The following is a 17,936-nucleotide window of genomic DNA, read 5'->3' on the forward strand; positions in this document are numbered from 1 at the left end:
GGAGTGATTAGCAACTTATTGCAACAGTCGACGTTGATTAAACCGAGGGCGTGCAGGCGAATGATCGCGGGCATCCCTTTTCGGAGGGGTTAGTTTCAGGATTGCGCCATGAAGGGCGGCAGCGCCTGAGCCAACGTAACTGGTGTTTCGCATGCGCGATCCATATTCGATCCTCGGCGTAAAACGTGACGCCCGCCACGAGGAAATCAAGGCCGCCTGGCGCACGAAGGCGAAAACCGTCCATCCGGACGCCAATCGCGACGATCCCGACGCATCGGCGCGATTCGCCGAGATCGGGCAGGCCTATGATCTTCTCAAAGACCCGAAAAAGCGCGATCTCTACGATCAGGCCCGCAGGGCGGCCGAAAAGAAACAGCGCGGCGAAACCATCATGCAGCAGCGGGAAGCCGCGCGCGAGGCTGCCGAGCGCGCCAAGGCCGCCGAAAAGCTGATGGAGGAACTGGCCCGCGCCGACGCCCGCAACCGGGCGCAGACCGGCCAGAAAACCGACGCCAAGGCGGAAACCGCCGAAGATATCGTCGAACGGATTTTTGGCGCGGAAGCACAGAACGATCCCAAGGTGCAGCAGGCGGCCGAAGCGGCAAAGGCTGCCGCGGGCACCGCAAAAAGCGATATGCCGGGTGCCGGCGAGACCGCGCAGCCCGGCGCCGGCGATGACAGGACAGCGCCCGCATCGCTCGCCGCCAATCTTTTCAGCGCTCTGGTGCGCCGTTTCCGCACGCCGCAGCCGGCTGCCGAAAAAGCGCCGGACATCACTGCGGAGGCCACCGTCACGGTCGCCGATCTGCTGGAACACAAGTGGATTACCGTGTCGCTTGCCGACGAACGCGAGGTTCGCTTCCAACTCGAAGCCGGCATGACCGACGGACACGTGGTGCGGCTGAAGGGACAGGGGCTGAAGCTACCCAACATGGCGCGCGGCGATCTTGCCGTGACATTGCTGACCGCCCGTGACGACGCGTTTTCCCTTCGTGGCTTCGATATTCACACGACGCTGCCGATCTCGCTCAGCGATGCGGTTCTGGGGTGTGAAACGAAAGTCAGGACTCCGCTCGGTGAGGAAAACATCACCATTCCGGCCTGGTCCGGCTCCGACCGTGTGCTGAGGCTTACCGGCAAGGGGCTCGCCGACGGCAAGGGGGGACAGGGCGATCTCGTCATCGAATTGCGCATCGTTCTCTTGGAAAAGCCGGACGAAAAGGTGACCGACCTGATGCGGCACATGCGCGAAGGCCTTTATTTGTGAAAGTTTTGCGAATAGCCGGGACAACGCACCCTTTGTTACGCTCCCTAACAGTTGATGATCTTTGGCAATCTTGAACAGGATTGCAGCCTATGCCATAGGCAGGACCGATCAAAAGTACTAGGGAGCATAAAATGGCTCAGGCATCCGGCCTCATGGCTGGCAAACGCGGCCTCATCATGGGTGTCGCCAATAATCGTTCCATCGCTTGGGGCATCGCCAAGGCCTGTGCCGACGCGGGCGCGGAAGTTGCGCTGACCTGGCAGGGCGACGCGCTGAAGAAGCGTGTCGAGCCGCTGGCGCAGGAACTGGGCGCCTTCATGGCCGGTCACTGCGATGTGACCGATCTCGAGACGATCGATGCGGTTTTTGCCGGGCTGGAAAAGCACTGGGGCAAGATCGACTTCGTCGTGCACGCCATCGCCTTTTCCGACAAGGATGAGCTGACCGGCCGTTACCTCGATACCAGCCGCGACAATTTCAACCGCACCATGGACATTTCCGTCTTCTCGCTGGCCGCCGTTGCCAAGCGCGCCGAGCCGGTCATGAATGACGGCGGCTCGATCATCACGCTGACCTACTACGGCGCCGAAAAGGTCATGCCGAACTATAACGTCATGGGCGTGGCCAAGGCTGCTCTCGAGGCCAGCGTGCGTTATCTCGCCGTCGACCTCGGCAATCGCGGCATCCGCGTCAACGCCGTTTCCGCCGGCCCGATCAAGACGCTTGCAGCTTCCGGCATCGGCGACTTCCGCTACATTCTGAAATGGAACGAATATAATGCGCCGCTGAAGCGCACCGTTTCCATCGAGGAAGTCGGCAAGTCGGCGCTTTACCTGCTGTCCGACCTTTCGACCGGCGTGACCGGCGAAATCCACCATGTCGATTCCGGTTACCACACCATCGGCATGAAGGCGGTGGATGCGCCTGACATTTCGGTGGTGAAGGACTAAGCCTGAAAAGTGTAAGAACGGGGTATCGCCTTGCTCGTCTATGTGATCCGGCACGGACAAACGGACTGGAATGCGATACGCCGGCTTCAGGGCCAGAAAGACATTCCGCTCAACGATTTCGGCCGCCAGCAGGCGGTCGGTAACGGCAAACTGCTTGCGCAGCTGCTGGGGGAACAGGCCACGGATTTCGACTACGTGGCAAGCCCGCTCGGGCGCACGCGCGAGACCATGGAACTGATGCGCGGCGCGATGGGCCTCGATCCCAAGGCCTATCGAACCGACGATCGCCTGATCGAAGTTTCGTTCGGCGACTGGGAAGGGCAAACCCTGCCGGAGCTGAAAAAAGAGTTCCCGGACCGGGTGAAGGCGCGCAAGGCCAACAAGTGGGATTTCATTCCCCCCGGCCAGGATGCCGAAAGCTATGAAATCCTCTCCTGGCGCATCGGCGCATGGCTTTCCTCCGTCGAGGTTCCGACGATATGCGTCTGCCACGGCGGCGTCATCCGCTCGATCTTCCGGCTGGTCTCCGGCATGGACAAGGACGAGGCGTCAAGGACGCAAATTCCGCAGGACCGGATTTTGAAGGTCGAGATCGACAGGAGCAGCGCGGAGTGGATTTGGTGAGGCGCAGGGCATAACCCTCTGCATCGTCCTACTCGAGCAGCCCGTATATTTGGCGCAAAGGCCGCCGCGTATTTCTTCTCCCCGCCGGGGAGAAGGTGGCCCGAAGGGTCGGATGAGGGGGCAACTATAGCTATAGACCGCACCCTTGCCCCCTCATCCCGCTGCCGCGGACTTCTCCCCGACGGGGAAGAAACAAGAGGCATCCGCTCGTTTCACAACGGAGGTTTTGGCGTGAGGGGCTGGTGCTTACTGCACGACCTGAAGATCGTCGACCACGCGTTTCCCATCCACTTCCGTGTAGAAAACCACGACCTTCACGCCCGCTTTCAGACCTTCGAAATTAAACTCTTCCGGCACGCGATAGGTCTTGCCGTCGTTGAGCGTAATGCTCAGCCCATTTGCATCGATCTTGCTGATCGTGCCTTCCACGTCGACGCTCTGGGCGTAGCCGTTGATGGGCATCAGGAGGTTGGCGGTGGCCAGAAGGGCGGCAATCATCATACGCATCGATCTAGCTTTCGTGGATTTGCGTGAAAACCTTACATGCATGAAGAATTGCCTTTCGAATGTGGCGGAAATTGCCCGCAACCATGACATTTTCGGCCCAATTGATGAACGGATTTGGGATCGTGTTCAAGCCGTTAGTGATTTTTACACCGCATTTCCCGGCAATATTGGAAAACTCCGGATTAACGTGGAAAACGACGGCGCTTTTACATTTTCGTCATTTCGAAAAACGTCTCCGGCCGGCGCGAATCGCCCCGTTGCCCTCTTCCCCGTGCCACGCCAGAAATGAGGGCGCGGACATGCGGGTCTCCAGTCAGGGCGCCGTGCCCTGCACTTATCCCACGGCAGCGAAAGAAAGGCTTTTGCCTTGCCCGGATTTTCCACTAAGACAAATCCGCTTGTCTTAAACGGCGCTCCCCGCAGGCGCCCTGTTTTCCGGTTTTGAAAATATGTCGCATAACAGTTTCGGTCATCTTTTCCGCGTTACCACCTGGGGAGAAAGCCACGGGCCTGCACTTGGCTGCGTGGTGGATGGCTGCCCGCCCGGCATTCGCTTCACCCTTGCCGAGGTGCAGCACTGGATGGACAAACGCAAACCGGGCCAAAGCCGTTTCGTGACGCAGCGCCGCGAGGATGACATCGTCAAGGTTCTCTCCGGCGTGATGCTGGATGAGGACGGCGAGACGATGATAACCACCGGCACGCCGATTTCCATGCTGATCGAAAATACCGACCAGCGCTCCAAGGATTACGGCGAGATCGCCAAGCGCTTCCGCCCCGGCCATGCGGATTTCACCTATGACCTGAAATACGGCATTCGCGACTATCGCGGCGGCGGACGTTCTTCCGCGCGCGAGACGGCGGCGCGTGTCGCGGCCGGTGCGATTGCCCGCAAGGTGGTGCCGAGCCTCAATGTGCGCGGCGCGCTGGTGCAGATCGGCAAGCACAAAATCAACCGCGACAACTGGGATTGGGATCAGGTCGACCAGAACCCGTTCTTCTGCCCGGATGCCGCCATGGTGCCGGTGTGGGAAGAGTATCTCGACGGCATCCGCAAGGCCGGCTCCTCCATCGGGGCCGTCGTCGAAGTGGTGGCTGAAGGGGTTCCGGCCGGCATCGGCGCGCCGATCTATGCCAAGCTCGATCAGGATATCGCCTCCAGCCTGATGTCGATCAACGCCGTCAAGGGCGTGGAAATCGGCGAAGGTTTCGCATCGGCCGAGCTTTCCGGCGAGGAAAATGCCGATGAGATGCGCATGGGCAATGACGGCAAGCCGATCTTCCTCTCCAACCACGCCGGCGGCATTCTGGGCGGCATTGCGACCGGCGAGCCTGTCATCGCCCGCTTCGCTATCAAGCCCACCTCCTCCATTCTGACGGAGCGTCTTTCCATCGATACCGACGGCAACAATGTGGATGTGCGCACCAAGGGCCGCCACGACCCCTGCGTCGGCATCCGCGCCGTGCCTATCGGCGAAGCGATGATCGCCTGCACCGTTGCCGACCATTATCTGAGGGATCGCGGCCAGACCGGCCGTTTGAAGTGAGGGGATATCGCCATGGCCTATGACCAGAAACGCGTCGTGGACGCCATCCGCGCTTTCGAAGCCGGTGAAATCGTTGTCGTGACCGATGATGACGACCGTGAGAACGAAGGCGATCTGATCATTTCGGCGGTTCACTGCACGCCGGAGAAAATGGCGCTGATCGTGCGCCACACGTCCGGTATCGTCTGTGCGCCCATGCCGCGCGAGGAAGCCAAGCGGCTGAACCTCAACGCCATGGTGGCGGAAAATGACAGCGCGCATACCACGGCCTTCACCGTCAGCGTCGATTTCAAGCACGGCACCACGACAGGCATTTCCGCCGATGACCGCACGCTCACGGTGCGCAACCTTGCCAATCCCAATGTTGGTGCCTCCGATTTCACCCGGCCGGGCCACATCTTCCCGCTGATTTCCCGCGAGGGCGGCGTATTGATGCGCTCCGGCCATACCGAAGCGGCGGTCGATCTCTGCCGGCTCGCCGGCCTGCCGCCCATCGGCGTCATCAGCGAGCTGGTGAATGACGACGGCACGGTGATGCGCGGACCGCAGGTGCTGGATTTCGCCGAAAAACACGGCATGAAGCACGTTTCGGTCGCCGATCTCATCGCCTATCGCCAGCGCAAGGAAACGCTGGTGGAGATGGAGTCCTCCTTCACCATCGAGACGCCCTTCGGACCCGCCAAGGCGCAGACCTATTCCCTGCCCTGGGATCCGATGCAGCATATGGCGGTGATTTTCGGCGATATCCGCGACGGCATCGACATTCCCGTGCGCCTGCACCCCGAAAACGTGGCCGACGATGTGTTCGGCGACCGCCAGCCGGTGCGGCATTATATGCAGAAGATCGCCGAAGAAGGCCGCGGCGTCATCGTCTATCTGCGCGAAGGCTCGGTCGGCGTCGGCCAGGTGGCCGGACGTCGCAAGGCCCGTGATCCGGATGAGGCGCATGCGCAGGCCCGTTCGCGCGAAAACGAATGGCTGGAAATCGGCCTCGGCGCGCAAATCCTGAAAGACCTCGGCATCAGCTCCATCAAGCTGATGACCACCCGCGAGCGGCATTACGTCGGTCTCGAGGGGTTCGGCATCAAGATTTCGGCGACTGATATCGGTTGATTTGGGGTCGTCGCGGGAGCGCTTCGGTTTGGTGCGCTCTCCGCCCGCTCTACGTCATCCTCGGCCTTGTGCCGAGGATCTGCGAACGCTTTCAACACGTTGTCCGTTGCAGATGCTCGGGACAGGCCCGAGCATGACGAAAGACCGTGGCCTGGGAAGCAATTATACCTCCCGCCACCCCTCCAGATAGTTCACGCTCTCGACCCCTGTGAACTTCGCAAGCCGCGACAATTCCGCATCGAGCTTCTCCAGCCGACCAGCCGAGGCACGGACACCAGGCTCCAGCCACAGGCGGCGCACATCCAGCGTGCCGCGCTTGCGATCCGCCTTCATGTCGATGCGGCCGATCAGCCTGTCACCCTCCAGAAGCGGGAAGACATAATAGCCATATTGCCTTTTCGGCTCGGGCACGAAGACCTCGATGCGGTAATAGAAGCCGAACAGCCGCTCCGTGCGATTTCGGTCGCGCAGCAGCGGGTCGAAGGGGCTGAGAACACGGACGCGGGCGGAAGGTTCCGGCACGTCGGTCAGGTCGGCGGTGAAATCGGCAAAGGCAAAAGACGGGCGGGCATTGTCTCCATCGCTGGAGAGAAGCGAGACCTCGCAGAGTTCATCGCGATGGCTTTTGACCCAGTCCCTCGCCTCCTGCGGCGTGACGAGATCGAAAAACGCGGCGATTTCGCCATGGGTGGCGAAACCCAGCCGCTTCAGCGCCTCACGGCAGGCCCAGTCGACAAATTCGGTCTGTTCTACCTCGGTTTCGTGATGCTCGCCGGGAATGACCCGTTCGGCGAGATCATAGACCTTCTGGAAATTGACGCGGCCGGCAATCGCGAGCTTGCCGGTGTGCCAGAGATATTCGAGTGCGGTTTTGGAGGGATGCCAGTTCCACCAACCGCCGGACTGATGCCCCTCCTCCTTCAGTTCACGCGCCAGAACCGGACCGGTGGCAGCGATGCGCTCCAGCGTTTCGCCGAATGCGGCATCGAAGCCCTCGCCGTGCCATTTGCGCCAGCGCTCCTGAATGATCGGCTCGCGGCGGCGGAAACGATGTTTCCAATAGGGATAAAATTCCGTCGGCAGGATGGAGGCGTCATGCGTCCAGTGCTCGAAAAGCGCCCGGTCCTTTTCCAAAAGCGTGGTCAGATGGCCGCGCCTGTAGGTCTGGTTGCGGGAGAAAATAATCTGGTGGTGGGCGCGCTCCACCGTGCCGATGCTGTCCACCTGCACAAAACCGATATCGGTGATGAGCTGCAACAGGCCATCCTTGGAAAGCGCCTTGCCGGGCGGAGAGGAAAGCCCCTGCCGCGCCAGAAAAATCCGCCTTGCCGCTTCGTTCGAAACCTTGATCGCCATGGCGCAGAAGGTAGAACGGCTTTTTCGCGATTGCAATGTTCTTTTTTTGTTCCTTGTTTCACTTCTGTTGATGACGGGGTATAGAACCGGAAAAAGAGCGTGAGGATGTAAGCTTGGAAATCCGTTTTACCGCCGCCGGCGTCGCTTTCGAGGGCCGGCAGGCCCTGCAGCCGCTGTCTGTGACATTGACGGAACGGCGCATCGGCGTGATCGGCCTCAATGGTTCCGGCAAGACCACCTTTGCGCGGCTGATCAACGGGCTGAACAAACCGAGCGAGGGCAAGGTTTCGGTGAACGGCCTCGACACCGTGAGCGACGCCAAGGCGGTCTTGCAGGCGGTCGGCTTCATCTTCCAGAATCCGCAGAACCAGATCATCCTGCCAATCGTGCGTGACGATGTCGCCTTCGGGCTGAAGCGGCTCGGCCTCGGCAAGGCCGAAACCGAAGCCCGGGTGAAAGCCGTTCTCGCCCGGCTCGACATACCTCACCTCGAAGAACGGCGCGCGCATGAGCTTTCCGGCGGCGAATTGCAGCTTGCAGCGCTGGCGGCGCTTCTGGTCACCGAACCGCAGCTCCTCATTCTCGATGAGCCGACCAACCAGCTCGATCTCAAAAACCGAGCCACCGTGGAAAAGACCATGGCGGCGCTGTCGCAGGCGCTGATCGTCATCACCCACGATCTGCCGCTGGTTGCGGGTTTCGACCGGGTGCTGGTGTTCCATGAAGGCGCACTGGTCGCCGACGCCGCACCCGAGGAAGCGGTGGCGCGCTATCTGGAGGTGGCATCGCGATGAAATCGCTACATGTGGAAGGCACTGGCTGGCTCTACCGCGTCTCGCCGCGCCTCAAGCTGCTGACGCTCATGGGTTTCAGCATCGCATTGTTCCTCACCCGCGATCTGCTGGCTCTTGTATGCGCGACGGTTCTGGCCGCCCTTATTCTGGGCGCTACGCGGCTGCCTTTCAAGGATATCGGCCTGCGGCTGCGGCCGGTGATGCTGACCATCTTCCTCGTCGCCGCCTTCAGCTACCTCCTGCTTCCGGCCCATGATGCCAGTGTCAATCTTTTGCGGCTGACGGCGCTGGCGCTGCTTGCCACCGCCGTCACCATCACCGTCAGCATCTCGCAATTCATGGACGAGATCGCGCTTGCCGCCGCCCCGCTGGAAAGGCTGGGGCTGGTGAAGGCCGCCGATATCGGGCTTGCGGTCGGGCTCGTCGTGCGGTTCGTGCCTGAAATCGTCAACCGTTACCATGCGGTGCGCGATGCGCATCGGGCGCGCGGCCTGCCTGTGCGGATGGCCACCATCATCGTGCCGCTGGTGATTATGACGTTGAAGGATGCCGATGCCATTGCCGACGCCATTGACGCGCGCGGTTTCAGAGGCCAAAGCTGACGGCCAGATAACCATCCGGAGTTTCCGAGCCATGACGACCCGCGACCTTGTGCTGATTTCGCTGTTTTCCGCCATCATCATCGCACTCGGGCTTCTGCCGCCGATCACGCTCGGTTTCATCCCCGTGCCGATCACCGCGCAGTCGCTCGGCGTCATGCTGGCCGGTGTCGTGCTGGGCGCGAAGCGCGGTACGCTGGCGGTTCTCCTGACGATCCTGATTGCCGCCATCGGCCTGCCGGTGCTTTCGGGCGGACGCGGCGGTCTTTCGATTTTCACCACGCCGACCACCGGCTTCCTGATCGGCTGGATCGCAGCTGCCTTCGTCACCGGCACGCTCTCGGAAAAGCTCGTCAATCGCGGCCAGTCCGCTCTCACACAGGGCATCGGTTTCTTCGTCGCCAGCCTGATTGGCGGCGTGGTCGTGCTTTATGCTTTCGGCATCACCTATCTGGCTGTGGTCGTCGGGCTTGGTTTCGAGAAGGCCTTCATGGGTTCGCTCGCCTTCATTCCGGGCGATGCGCTGAAGGCCGTGCTTGCCGCACTTGCCGGCCGCGCCGTGATGGCCGGTTATCCGCTTCTGCCGCAGCGCGCCTGAACGGACTTTCTTCGGGAGGAAAAGAATGGCGACGCGTTTATACGAACATCCGATCTTCCTGGAGCATATCACGCCATCCGGCCACCCCGAGCGGCCGGACCGCCTGCGGTCGCTGAACATCGCGCTCGAACACCCGAATTTCGAGCGGCTGGAACGCAAAGAAGCCCCGCAGGCGAATGAGGATGCGGTGCTGCTGGCGCATCCGGAGGAGCATCTGCTTGCCATCATGCGGCAGATCCCCGAAGAGGATGGCGAGATCAACCGCGTCGAGGCCGACACCTACGTCTCGCACAAAAGTCTGCAGGCGGCGCTGACCGGCATCGGTGCGGCCATGGCGGCAGTGGATGACGTGTTTACCGGCGCTGCCGACAATGTCTTCGTCGCCGCCCGCCCGCCCGGCCACCATGCCGAAACCGCAAAGGCCATGGGCTTCTGTCTTTTCAACAATGTGGCGATTGCCGCCCGCCATGCGCAGAAGGCGCACGGCGCAGAGCGCGTCGCCGTCATCGACTGGGACGTGCATCACGGCAACGGCACGCAGGATATTTTCTGGAACGACACATCCGTGCTGTTCTGCTCCACCCACCAGATGCCGCTTTATCCGTGGAGCGGCGACAAAAACGAAACCGGCGTGAAGAACAACATTGTCAACGCGCCGCTTTCGCCCAACACCGGCAGCGAATATTTCCGCGAGGCCTTCAAATCCCGCGTGTTGCCGGCGATTGCCGATTTTTCGCCCGATCTCATTCTCATCTCCGCCGGTTTCGATGCGCATCACCGCGATCCGCTCGCGCAGATCAATCTGGTGGGCGAGGATTTCGACTGGGCAACGGGCCGGCTTCTGGAAATGGCCGATAAATACACGTCGAACCGGGTCGTCAGCCTGCTGGAAGGCGGTTATGATCTGGAAGGGCTGGCGGAATCGGCAGCCATGCATATTTTGAGAATGATGAAGGGTTGAACATGACGGAAAATGCCAACACAGCCGATGTCAGCGGTTATTCCTTTGAAAAAGCCGTCGCCGAGCTGGAAAGCATTGTCGCACGTCTGGAACGCGGAGACGTGGCGCTGGACGAATCCATCGCCATCTATGAGCGCGGCGAAGCCCTGAAGAAGCATTGCGAAACACTGTTGAACGCTGCCGAAAAGCGAATCGAGAAGATTCGCCTCGACCGGGCCGGCAAGCCGCAGGGTGTAGAGCCGCTGGACGGGGAGTGATTGTCCGGCAGGCGGAACGTTTCGTTGCTTCGACAAACGACCCCACCCTCCCTCATTCCTGTGCTTGTCACAGGAATCCAGTCGACGCGCGTCTGCGCGGCGGGGAAAGTCTTTTCAGCCCAAGGACTTGGGCTGGCTAGATTCCTGTGACAAGCACAGGAATGAGGGAGTTTGTAGGTTAAGCAGAGTTAAATTCGCTCCCCCCATCTGCTAACGACGCACAAACACAGCGTTCGATATCCCGATGCTCCCCCGCACCATCAGTTGTGATAAACTCCCGTTCGAAGATACGAGGAGCAAAATATGTCCTTCTTTCCCGGTAACGATCCCGTCGCGGGTGATGCCTTTGCCTGCGACGCCATCGAAAACCTCATCATTCCGCGCACCAGCGACATTGGGGGCTTTGCCGTGCGTCGTGCGCTGCCGACCCGGCAGCGGCGTCTCGTCGGCCCCTTCATCTTTTTCGATCGCATGGGCCCGGCGATCCTGAAAGCGGGCGAGGCACTCGACGTCAAACCGCATCCGCATATCGGGCTTTCCACCGTCACCTATCTGTTCGACGGCGAAATCAAGCATCGCGACAGTCTCGGCACCGAACTCGTCATCCGCCCCGGCGACATCAACCTGATGACGGCCGGGCGCGGCATCGTTCACTCGGAACGCACGCCCGAAAACCTGCGCGGCCATCCGCTTTCCATGTCCGGCCTGCAGACATGGCTTGCCCTGCCGGACCACATGGAAGAAATCGACCCCGCCTTTGCCCATACGGCCAGGGAAGACATGCCGCTGATCGATATCAAAGGCGCGACCGGCCGCGTGGTGATCGGCGAATTCGAAGGCCTCACCTCCCCGGTTTCGGCCTTTACCGATACGCTTTATGTCGACCTGACGCTGGAGCCGGGTGTGAAATTTCCCTTCTCCGCCGATCACGAGGAGCGGGCGATCTATATTCTGTCCGGTTCGCTGGATGTGGCAGGTGACATTTTCGCCGCCGATCAGTTGCTCGTCTTCCGGCCCGGCGACGACATCACGTTGCAGGCCGGCAGCAATGGCTGTCATATCATGATCTTCGGCGGGGCGGCGCTCAATCAGCGTCGGTACATCTGGTGGAACTTCGTTTCGTCATCAAAAGAACGCATAGAGCAGGCCAAACAGGAGTGGAGAACCGGACGCTTCGATATCGTTCCCGGCGACGAAGAAGAGTTTGTCCCTTTGCCGGAAGGTTGAAATTCTATAGAAGTGTACGACATGCAGGAATGGACCGTCGGCTTTCACCATGAAAGACGCTCCGGTGCCCCCTGCTGACCACGAGAAAAGGCCGAACGATTGACCGGAATGCCCCAGACCCCACTGCTCGACCGGGTGAATTTTCCCTCCGATCTCAAGGAGATCGACGATCGCGACCTGCCGGAACTGGCACGGGAACTGCGCGACGAGATGATCGACGCGGTGTCGAAGACCGGTGGCCATCTGGGTGCCGGCCTTGGCGTGGTGGAATTGACGATTGCCATTCACAAGGTCTTCAACACGCCCGAAGACCGGCTGATCTTCGATGTCGGCCACCAATGTTATCCGCATAAAATCCTGACCGGTCGGCGCGACCGCATTCGCACGCTGCGGCAGGAAGGCGGGCTTTCCGGCTTCACCCGGCGGGCCGAAAGCGACTATGACGATTTCGGCGCCGGCCATTCTTCCACCTCCATTTCCGCCGGTCTCGGCATGGCGGTGGCGGCGGGCCTTGATGGCAGCGACCGCAAGGTGATCGCCGTCATCGGCGACGGGTCGATGTCCGCCGGCATGGCGTTTGAGGCGCTCAACAATGCCGGCGCGCTCGATGCGCGGCTGATCGTCATCCTCAACGACAACGACATGTCGATTGCGCCGCCGACCGGCGCGATGAGCGCTTATCTGGCGCGCCTCGCCTCCGGCCGCACCTATATGGGCTTCCGCGATTTCGGCAAGAAACTCACCGCCTATCTCGGCAAGACCATCGACCGCGCCATTACCCGCGCCGTGACACATGCGCGCGGTTACGTGACCGGCGGCACGCTGTTCGAGGAGCTTGGCTTCTATCACATCGGCCCGATCGACGGTCACTCCTTCGATCACCTGCTGCCGGTGCTGCGCAATGTGCGCGACAACCAGAAAGGCCCCGTCCTCATCCATGTGGTGACGCAGAAGGGCAAAGGTTACGCACCGGCGGAAGCCGCAGCCGACAAATATCACGGTGTTAACAAGTTCGATGTCATCACCGGCGCGCAGGCGAAAGCCAAACCGAATGCGCCGAGCTATACCAGTGTCTTTGCCGAAGCGCTGATTCAGGAAGCCACCCTCGACGACAAGATCATCGGCGTCACCGCCGCCATGCCGAACGGCACCGGCCTCGACAAGATGGCCGAGCTTTTCCCGGCCCGCACCTTCGATGTCGGCATTGCCGAGCAGCATGCCGTCACCTTTGCGGCGGGGCTTGCGGCTGACGGTTACAAGCCGTTCTGCGCGCTTTATTCCACCTTCCTGCAACGCGGTTACGACCAGTTGGTGCACGATGTCGCCATCCAGAGCCTGCCGGTGCGTTTCCCCATCGACCGCGCCGGTTTTGTCGGTGCGGATGGGCCGACCCATGCCGGCTCCTTCGACACGACGTTCCTCGCCACCCTGCCCGGCATGGTGGTGATGGCGGCGGCCGACGAGGCGGAGCTGAAACATATGGTGCGCACGGCTGCGGCCTATGACGAAGGCCCGATTTCCTTCCGTTACCCCCGCGGTGAAGGCGTGGGCGTCGAGATGCCCGCACGCGGTGAGATTCTGCAGATCGGCAAGGGCCGCATCATCAAGGAAGGCACCAAGGTCGCGCTGCTCTCCTTCGGCACCCGTTTGGCGGAGTGCCTGGCGGCGGCCGAAGACCTTGAAGCGGCCGGCCTTTCCACCACGGTTGCCGATGCGCGCTTCGCCAAGCCGCTCGATATCGACCTTATCCGCCAGCTTGTGGCCCATCACGAAGTGCTGGTGACCATCGAGGAAGGCTCCGTCGGCGGTTTCGGCGCGCATGTGCTGCATTTCATGGCGAGCGCCGGCCTGCTAGACCATGGCCCGAAGGTGCGGACGCTGACCCTGCCCGACCAGTGGGTGGAGCAGGCAAAGCCGGAGACCATGTATGCCAATGCCGGCCTCGACCGGGCCGGCATCGTTTCCACCGTGTTCAATGCGCTCGGCCAGCGTCAGGCCGGCGTCGGTTTCGCCGGCTAAAAAGATTGCCGGGACAGGAGGCGGGACGATCCCGCCTCTGCCTCAGGATGCAGCGCCGTCGAGAAAACCGACGACATTTTCGATCCGCCCCTCGCCATTCAGGCTGACGACATCGGTACCACCCGCAACATCATCCCCATCAGGCGAAATGAGCTGCCATGAGAAACGGGTGAAATTGCCGTGGCCATCCGGGGTGCCGGCAAGAACGAAACGATATCCCGGAAACTTCTGCCGCGCCGCCTCGATCATCGCAGCGATCCCCTGCTGGCCTTCGCCCTGCATCAGCGGATCGACGTAGCGCGTATTTTCTGCCCATGCCTGACCGACGAGATGCCTGCGGCGTTCATTGTCCTCCTCGTTCCATGCTGCGAGATAGGTTTCGGCGATTGTGAGATGCGGCGTCATGATTGCGCTCCTTCTGGTTGACGGCCCAAACATGCCGGGGGTCGGGAAGCGGAACAATTACCTCAGAGGTAATCGCATTGCCGCTCTCTTCTGCTAGGCTGCGGGGCATGACACATCATCGAGAACATGTCGGCCAGGTGCTGAAGGAATGGCGTGCGCGCCGCAGGTTGAGCCAGCTCGATCTGGCGATGGAGGCGGATATCTCCGCGCGCCATCTGAGTTTCGTGGAAAGCGGGCGATCATCCCCCAGCCGCGAGATGCTCGTGAAACTGGCGGAGCAGCTTTCCATGCCCGCCCGCGCCGCCAACCGGCTGATGCTGGCGGCGGGTTATGCGCCTGTTCATTCCGAACGGCCGATGGATGCGCCCGATATGGCGGCGGCCCGGCAGGCGGTCGAAACCGTGGTGCACGGGCATATGCCCTTCCCCGCCCTTGCCGTTGACCGGCACTGGAACGTCGTTCTCGCCAATGGGGCGATCACGTCGCTTCTGGCCGGCGTTTCAGAAGAGCTGCTTCGCCCGCCGCTCAACGCCTTGAGGCTGAGCCTGCATCCGCAGGGCCTGAGTTCGCGCATCGTCAACCTCGCCGAATGGCGTCATCACCTGCTGGAACGCCTACGCCGTCAGGTCGAAGAGACGGGAGACGAGGTGCTTTCCCGGCTACATGCGGAGCTTGCGGCCTATCCTGCACCAAAGGCCTCGCCCCATGCGGCCGGGGCCGACCCTCTGGCCATACCGCTCCAGCTTCGCGATCCGTCTTCGGGCGGCATATTGAGCTTCATTTCAACCACCACGGTTTTCGGAACGGCCACAGACGTCACGCTGTCCGAACTGGTGCTGGAGTGTTTTTATCCCGCCGACGCGGCAACCCGCGAAGCACTGATGCAAGGCACCAAGGAGTAAGACCCGTGCACACCACCTATCTCATCGGCTTTCAGGTCCGTCCCGGCCAGCGCGAGCGCTTTCTCGAATTGCTGAATGCACTGCTCGACGCCATGCGGCACGAAAAGACCTTCGTGAACGCAACCCTGCACCGGGACGGTGAAAACGTGAACCGCTTCCTGCTGCATGAGACCTGGAGCGACCATCAGGACGTCATCGACGTTCAGATTCACCGGCCCTATCGGCAGGCATGGCACGACGCCCTGCCCGAGCTTCTGGACGCCCCGCGCGATATTTCCGTCTGGCACCCCATGCGGGCGGATTACGCCGCATAGCGACGTGGATCATAAGGAATCCCACGCGCGCACCCTTTGCGCGCGCTAGGATTTTCGCGACAATATCCGCGGTTCGCCGATTTTGAACCAGGCCTTGGCGATCCTGCCGTTCTCAACTTCATAGATACAGGCAACGTCGACCTCTCCCTTTCCTTCCGGAAAGTTGCGGGTAACCGTTTCGTGGTCGATGACGACATTGTCAACGACAATGCGCGTCAGCAGTTTCCCATAGAGATCCGGTTCCTTGAAGCGCTCGATGTGACGTTCCCGAATCTCTGCCGCGCTTCCTGCCAGAAGCGTCGCCGGGAAAGCGTAATACTGACAATCATCCGCCCACCAGAGCATGAAGGCATCGATGTCACGGGCATTGTAGGCCTCAAGCTGCTTTTGCACCGGCAGTTCGATTTCACTATTCAAAACGCACCTCTTCAAAAAACATCGTGGCGAAATGGATTCCTAGACGAGGGAATGCCCTGCATTTGCCAGCAGGTCGAGCGCTTTCTCCAGATCATTCGACTTCACCAGAAGGTGGTCGCCGTCGAAAGTCGAAACCACGAATATTCCTATCCCATTGGTGGACAACGGCGCGATGACCGACAAAACGATACCGGTCTCATCAAAGGTAAACGGGCCTTGAAACTTGAAACACGACCAACCCGCATCGACCCGCACATCAAGCGGTATGCGCTCTGCCCGGCAGACGATGGAAAGCTCGTCATCGGTCCGGGTGATACTAACAAATCCACCGCCATCGGCCCATGCCGGAATGGCTTCGGACGCATGAAGCCGGGCTATCCCATATGAACCGTCCAGAATGTGTAGCTTAACGCGAGGCGCCATCTGGAAATTACCTTTCTGGAAAACCGCGAAGGGCTCCGGTTAAAGCCTTATGGCCGTTTCCTCTTTCGCCGTCTTGATGACGACCATGGTGACAAAGCGCGCGACATTGTGCTGGTCGCGGAAGAGCCGGTCGCACAGGGCGTCGAATTCTTCCATATCCCGCAGGCGCAGCATCAGCACGACATCGGTTGCGCCGGTGACGGCATAGGCCTGCGACACGGCCTCTTCGGCGCTCACAATATCCAGAAAGCGGCGCATATGCTGCTCGCCGTGCAATTTCAGCTCCACCGTCACCAGAGCCTTGATCACCCGTCCCGCCTTTGCGGGGTTGAGGATCGCCACGATGCGGTCGATCACGCCAGACTTGCGCAGCCGCTGAAGGCGGCGCAGGCAACTGGATGGAGACAGCCCGACTTCATCGGCCATATCCACATTGGTGCGCGACGCATCGTTCTGCAAAAGGTTCAGAAGTTTCCGGTCGATCCGATCCATGCCGGCAGCATATCGCCCGCCACCAGATTTGCAATAAAATTGCATAAAACTGCAATCTTTGACCGCAAATGCGAACGCGCCGGGATTAGTGAATGGGAACAACCTTCAGGGAGCCTCACATGTCACTTTTCCTGCCCGTCTGGCAAAAAACGCGGGAAACGCTTGCAATCTACTGGGTGCTTGTGCGGATCACGGTTCCGATTGCCATTCTGACCGAGCTGTTGTCGAGGATGGGCGCAATCGAGGCGGTGGCGCCTGCCTTTGCGCCGGTCATGAACCTCATCGGGCTGCCGCCGGAGCTTGGTCTTGCCTGGCTGACAGCAATGCTGGTCGGCATATGGGGTGCGGTGCCGCTCATCTTCACGCTTGTGCCCGCATCGTCACTCACCGTTGCGGATATCACCGTTTTTTCGGCACTCATCCTGTTCGCGCATGGCCTGCCCATCGAACAGAAGATCATTGAAAAGGCGGGACCGGGCATGATCGTCACCACGGCGCTGCGCGTCGGCGGCGGATTGCTCTATGCCTTCATGCTGCATCACGTTCTGGAGGCGATGGGATGGCTGTCAGGCCCGGTAAACCCCGCCTGGATTGCGATGAGCGCCACGCCTGAATGGACCGCCTATTTCCTCGGCCTCGGGGAAACCATGGTCTGGGTGCTCGTCATCCTGCTTGCACTTTCCCTTTGCCTTGAAATCCTAAGGCTGACCGGCCTTCTGGCGCTGATGATGAAAGCGCTCTCGCCCCTGCTGCGTCTTGCGGGCATTCGCGGCGAGGCTGAGCATCTCACCGCCATCGGCTTGTTTCTCGGCATTTCCTACGGCGCCGGCTTCCTGATCCGCGAGGCGCAATCGGGGACGATCTCGCCGCGTCAGGTGTTTCTGTCCTGCGTGTTCATGGGTTTTGCCCATAGCGTGATCGAGGACACGCTCGTGGTGATGTCGCTTGGCGCGGATGTTTATGGCGTTCTCGCCGGGCGGCTAGTTTTCGCCATTGCCGCGACCGCCGGCATTGCCGCCCTGCTTCACCGCCTGTCGGACGAGCTGTTCTTTGCGCGGATGTTCCGGCCACAGGGCACATAGAACATTTCCAGAAAAAGTGGACCCCGGTTTTCCGTCCGGAAATGCGCCAAAACAAAGAGTTAGAGTGTTTTCGCGATTCGAA

At 60.8% G+C, this 17,936-nt stretch carries 22 protein-coding genes; 16 read left to right on the forward strand and 6 right to left on the reverse strand.

The annotated features are described in order from the left end of the window. Positions 1 to 151 precede the first annotated feature (151 nt). From BTE54_RS00770 to BTE54_RS00780, 3 genes are all read left to right on the forward strand, one after another. Entirely contained in the window at positions 152 to 1,267 is a 1,116-nt protein-coding gene (locus tag BTE54_RS00770) for a DnaJ C-terminal domain-containing protein (RefSeq protein ID WP_078051482.1), read from the forward strand. A 131-nt stretch (positions 1,268 to 1,398) separates the two neighbouring features. Beyond that, positions 1,399 to 2,217 carry an enoyl-ACP reductase FabI gene (fabI, locus tag BTE54_RS00775; protein WP_003521090.1) on the forward strand — a complete coding sequence of 273 codons (819 nt, stop codon included), beginning with the start codon at positions 1,399 to 1,401 and terminating at the stop codon, positions 2,215 to 2,217. A gap of 30 nt (positions 2,218 to 2,247) precedes the next feature. Further along, positions 2,248 to 2,841 (forward strand): histidine phosphatase family protein, encoded by a 594-nt coding sequence (locus tag BTE54_RS00780; RefSeq protein WP_078051162.1) that lies wholly within the window; start codon positions 2,248 to 2,250, stop codon positions 2,839 to 2,841. Between the two features lie 246 nt (positions 2,842 to 3,087). Here the strand turns inward: BTE54_RS00780 and BTE54_RS00785 are convergent, their stop codons facing one another. Further along, positions 3,088 to 3,348, reverse strand: a complete 261-nt coding sequence (locus BTE54_RS00785; protein WP_003521088.1) for a DUF1344 domain-containing protein — start codon at positions 3,346 to 3,348, stop codon at positions 3,088 to 3,090. Positions 3,349 to 3,388: 40 nt separating this feature from the next. Between BTE54_RS00785 and BTE54_RS25030 the strand changes: the two genes are divergently transcribed. The 3 genes from BTE54_RS25030 to ribB all read left to right on the forward strand — a co-directional run bounded on the left by BTE54_RS25030 (position 3,389) and on the right by ribB (position 6,008). After that, complete coding sequence (locus tag BTE54_RS25030) at positions 3,389 to 3,637, forward strand: hypothetical protein (protein WP_162933995.1); 249 nt, start codon at positions 3,389 to 3,391, stop codon at positions 3,635 to 3,637. Between the two features lie 160 nt (positions 3,638 to 3,797). Next, a complete protein-coding gene (gene aroC, locus BTE54_RS00790; RefSeq protein WP_078051164.1) occupies positions 3,798 to 4,895 on the forward strand; it encodes a chorismate synthase in 1,098 nt (365 codons plus the stop codon). A gap of 12 nt (positions 4,896 to 4,907) precedes the next feature. Further along, positions 4,908 to 6,008: a 3,4-dihydroxy-2-butanone-4-phosphate synthase gene (gene ribB / locus BTE54_RS00795; protein WP_003521085.1), complete on the forward strand. Its 1,101-nt coding sequence runs from the start codon at positions 4,908 to 4,910 to the stop codon at positions 6,006 to 6,008. Positions 6,009 to 6,170: 162 nt separating this feature from the next. Here ribB and BTE54_RS00805 read toward each other — a convergent pair whose 3' ends face one another. Then, positions 6,171 to 7,364 carry a winged helix-turn-helix domain-containing protein gene (locus tag BTE54_RS00805; RefSeq protein WP_078051165.1) on the reverse strand — a complete coding sequence of 398 codons (1,194 nt, stop codon included), beginning with the start codon at positions 7,362 to 7,364 and terminating at the stop codon, positions 6,171 to 6,173. A 113-nt stretch (positions 7,365 to 7,477) separates the two neighbouring features. Between BTE54_RS00805 and BTE54_RS00810 the strand changes: the two genes are divergently transcribed. The 7 genes from BTE54_RS00810 (at position 7,478) to dxs (ending at position 13,819) form a co-directional block, all read left to right on the forward strand. Continuing rightward, positions 7,478 to 8,158: an ABC transporter ATP-binding protein gene (locus tag BTE54_RS00810; protein WP_078051166.1), complete on the forward strand. Its 681-nt coding sequence runs from the start codon at positions 7,478 to 7,480 to the stop codon at positions 8,156 to 8,158. Beyond that, positions 8,155 to 8,760 carry an energy-coupling factor transporter transmembrane protein EcfT gene (locus BTE54_RS00815; protein WP_078051167.1) on the forward strand — a complete coding sequence of 202 codons (606 nt, stop codon included), beginning with the start codon at positions 8,155 to 8,157 and terminating at the stop codon, positions 8,758 to 8,760. Before BTE54_RS00810 ends, BTE54_RS00815 begins: the two co-directional genes overlap by 4 nt. 31 nt (positions 8,761 to 8,791) lie before the next feature. Further along, complete coding sequence (locus tag BTE54_RS00820; protein ID WP_078051168.1) at positions 8,792 to 9,355, forward strand: biotin transporter BioY; 564 nt, start codon at positions 8,792 to 8,794, stop codon at positions 9,353 to 9,355. Between the two features lie 25 nt (positions 9,356 to 9,380). Continuing rightward, positions 9,381 to 10,316, forward strand: a complete 936-nt coding sequence (locus BTE54_RS00825; RefSeq protein WP_078051169.1) for a histone deacetylase family protein — start codon at positions 9,381 to 9,383, stop codon at positions 10,314 to 10,316. A gap of 2 nt (positions 10,317 to 10,318) precedes the next feature. Next, positions 10,319 to 10,573, forward strand: coding sequence for an exodeoxyribonuclease VII small subunit (locus tag BTE54_RS00830; RefSeq protein ID WP_003503059.1), 255 nt, complete (start codon positions 10,319 to 10,321; stop codon positions 10,571 to 10,573). Between the two features lie 303 nt (positions 10,574 to 10,876). Beyond that, positions 10,877 to 11,800 (forward strand): pirin family protein, encoded by a 924-nt coding sequence (locus BTE54_RS00835; RefSeq protein WP_065654322.1) that lies wholly within the window; start codon positions 10,877 to 10,879, stop codon positions 11,798 to 11,800. A 99-nt stretch (positions 11,801 to 11,899) separates the two neighbouring features. After that, positions 11,900 to 13,819 (forward strand): 1-deoxy-D-xylulose-5-phosphate synthase, encoded by a 1,920-nt coding sequence (dxs, locus tag BTE54_RS00840; RefSeq protein WP_078051170.1) that lies wholly within the window; start codon positions 11,900 to 11,902, stop codon positions 13,817 to 13,819. A gap of 42 nt (positions 13,820 to 13,861) precedes the next feature. Here dxs and BTE54_RS00845 read toward each other — a convergent pair whose 3' ends face one another. After that, positions 13,862 to 14,224, reverse strand: coding sequence for a nuclear transport factor 2 family protein (locus BTE54_RS00845; protein ID WP_078051171.1), 363 nt, complete (start codon positions 14,222 to 14,224; stop codon positions 13,862 to 13,864). Positions 14,225 to 14,331: 107 nt separating this feature from the next. Here BTE54_RS00845 and BTE54_RS00850 point away from each other — a divergent pair, with 107 nt between their 5' ends. Both BTE54_RS00850 and BTE54_RS00855 read left to right on the forward strand, forming a co-directional pair. Then, positions 14,332 to 15,126, forward strand: a complete 795-nt coding sequence (locus BTE54_RS00850; RefSeq protein ID WP_078051172.1) for a helix-turn-helix transcriptional regulator — start codon at positions 14,332 to 14,334, stop codon at positions 15,124 to 15,126. A gap of 5 nt (positions 15,127 to 15,131) precedes the next feature. Then, positions 15,132 to 15,440 carry a putative quinol monooxygenase gene (locus tag BTE54_RS00855; protein WP_078051173.1) on the forward strand — a complete coding sequence of 103 codons (309 nt, stop codon included), beginning with the start codon at positions 15,132 to 15,134 and terminating at the stop codon, positions 15,438 to 15,440. A 45-nt stretch (positions 15,441 to 15,485) separates the two neighbouring features. Here the strand turns inward: BTE54_RS00855 and BTE54_RS00860 are convergent, their stop codons facing one another. Genes BTE54_RS00860 through BTE54_RS00870 form a run of 3 tightly spaced genes read right to left on the reverse strand, consistent with a single transcriptional unit; the run spans position 15,486 to position 16,772 of the window. Further along, a complete protein-coding gene (locus BTE54_RS00860; protein ID WP_078051174.1) occupies positions 15,486 to 15,857 on the reverse strand; it encodes a nuclear transport factor 2 family protein in 372 nt (123 codons plus the stop codon). A 39-nt stretch (positions 15,858 to 15,896) separates the two neighbouring features. Next, a complete protein-coding gene (locus BTE54_RS00865) occupies positions 15,897 to 16,280 on the reverse strand; it encodes an ACT domain-containing protein (RefSeq protein WP_078051175.1) in 384 nt (127 codons plus the stop codon). Positions 16,281 to 16,319: 39 nt separating this feature from the next. Further along, positions 16,320 to 16,772, reverse strand: coding sequence for an Lrp/AsnC family transcriptional regulator (locus BTE54_RS00870; protein WP_078051176.1), 453 nt, complete (start codon positions 16,770 to 16,772; stop codon positions 16,320 to 16,322). A gap of 119 nt (positions 16,773 to 16,891) precedes the next feature. On the opposite strand from BTE54_RS00870, the gene BTE54_RS00875 reads away from it, so the two are divergent. Continuing rightward, complete coding sequence (locus tag BTE54_RS00875) at positions 16,892 to 17,854, forward strand: nucleoside recognition domain-containing protein (RefSeq protein WP_078051177.1); 963 nt, start codon at positions 16,892 to 16,894, stop codon at positions 17,852 to 17,854. Positions 17,855 to 17,936 lie beyond the last annotated feature (82 nt).

This window comes from Agrobacterium sp. YIC 4121 (assembly GCF_002008205.1).
GTDB classification, from domain to species: domain Bacteria; phylum Pseudomonadota; class Alphaproteobacteria; order Rhizobiales; family Rhizobiaceae; genus Agrobacterium; species Agrobacterium leguminum.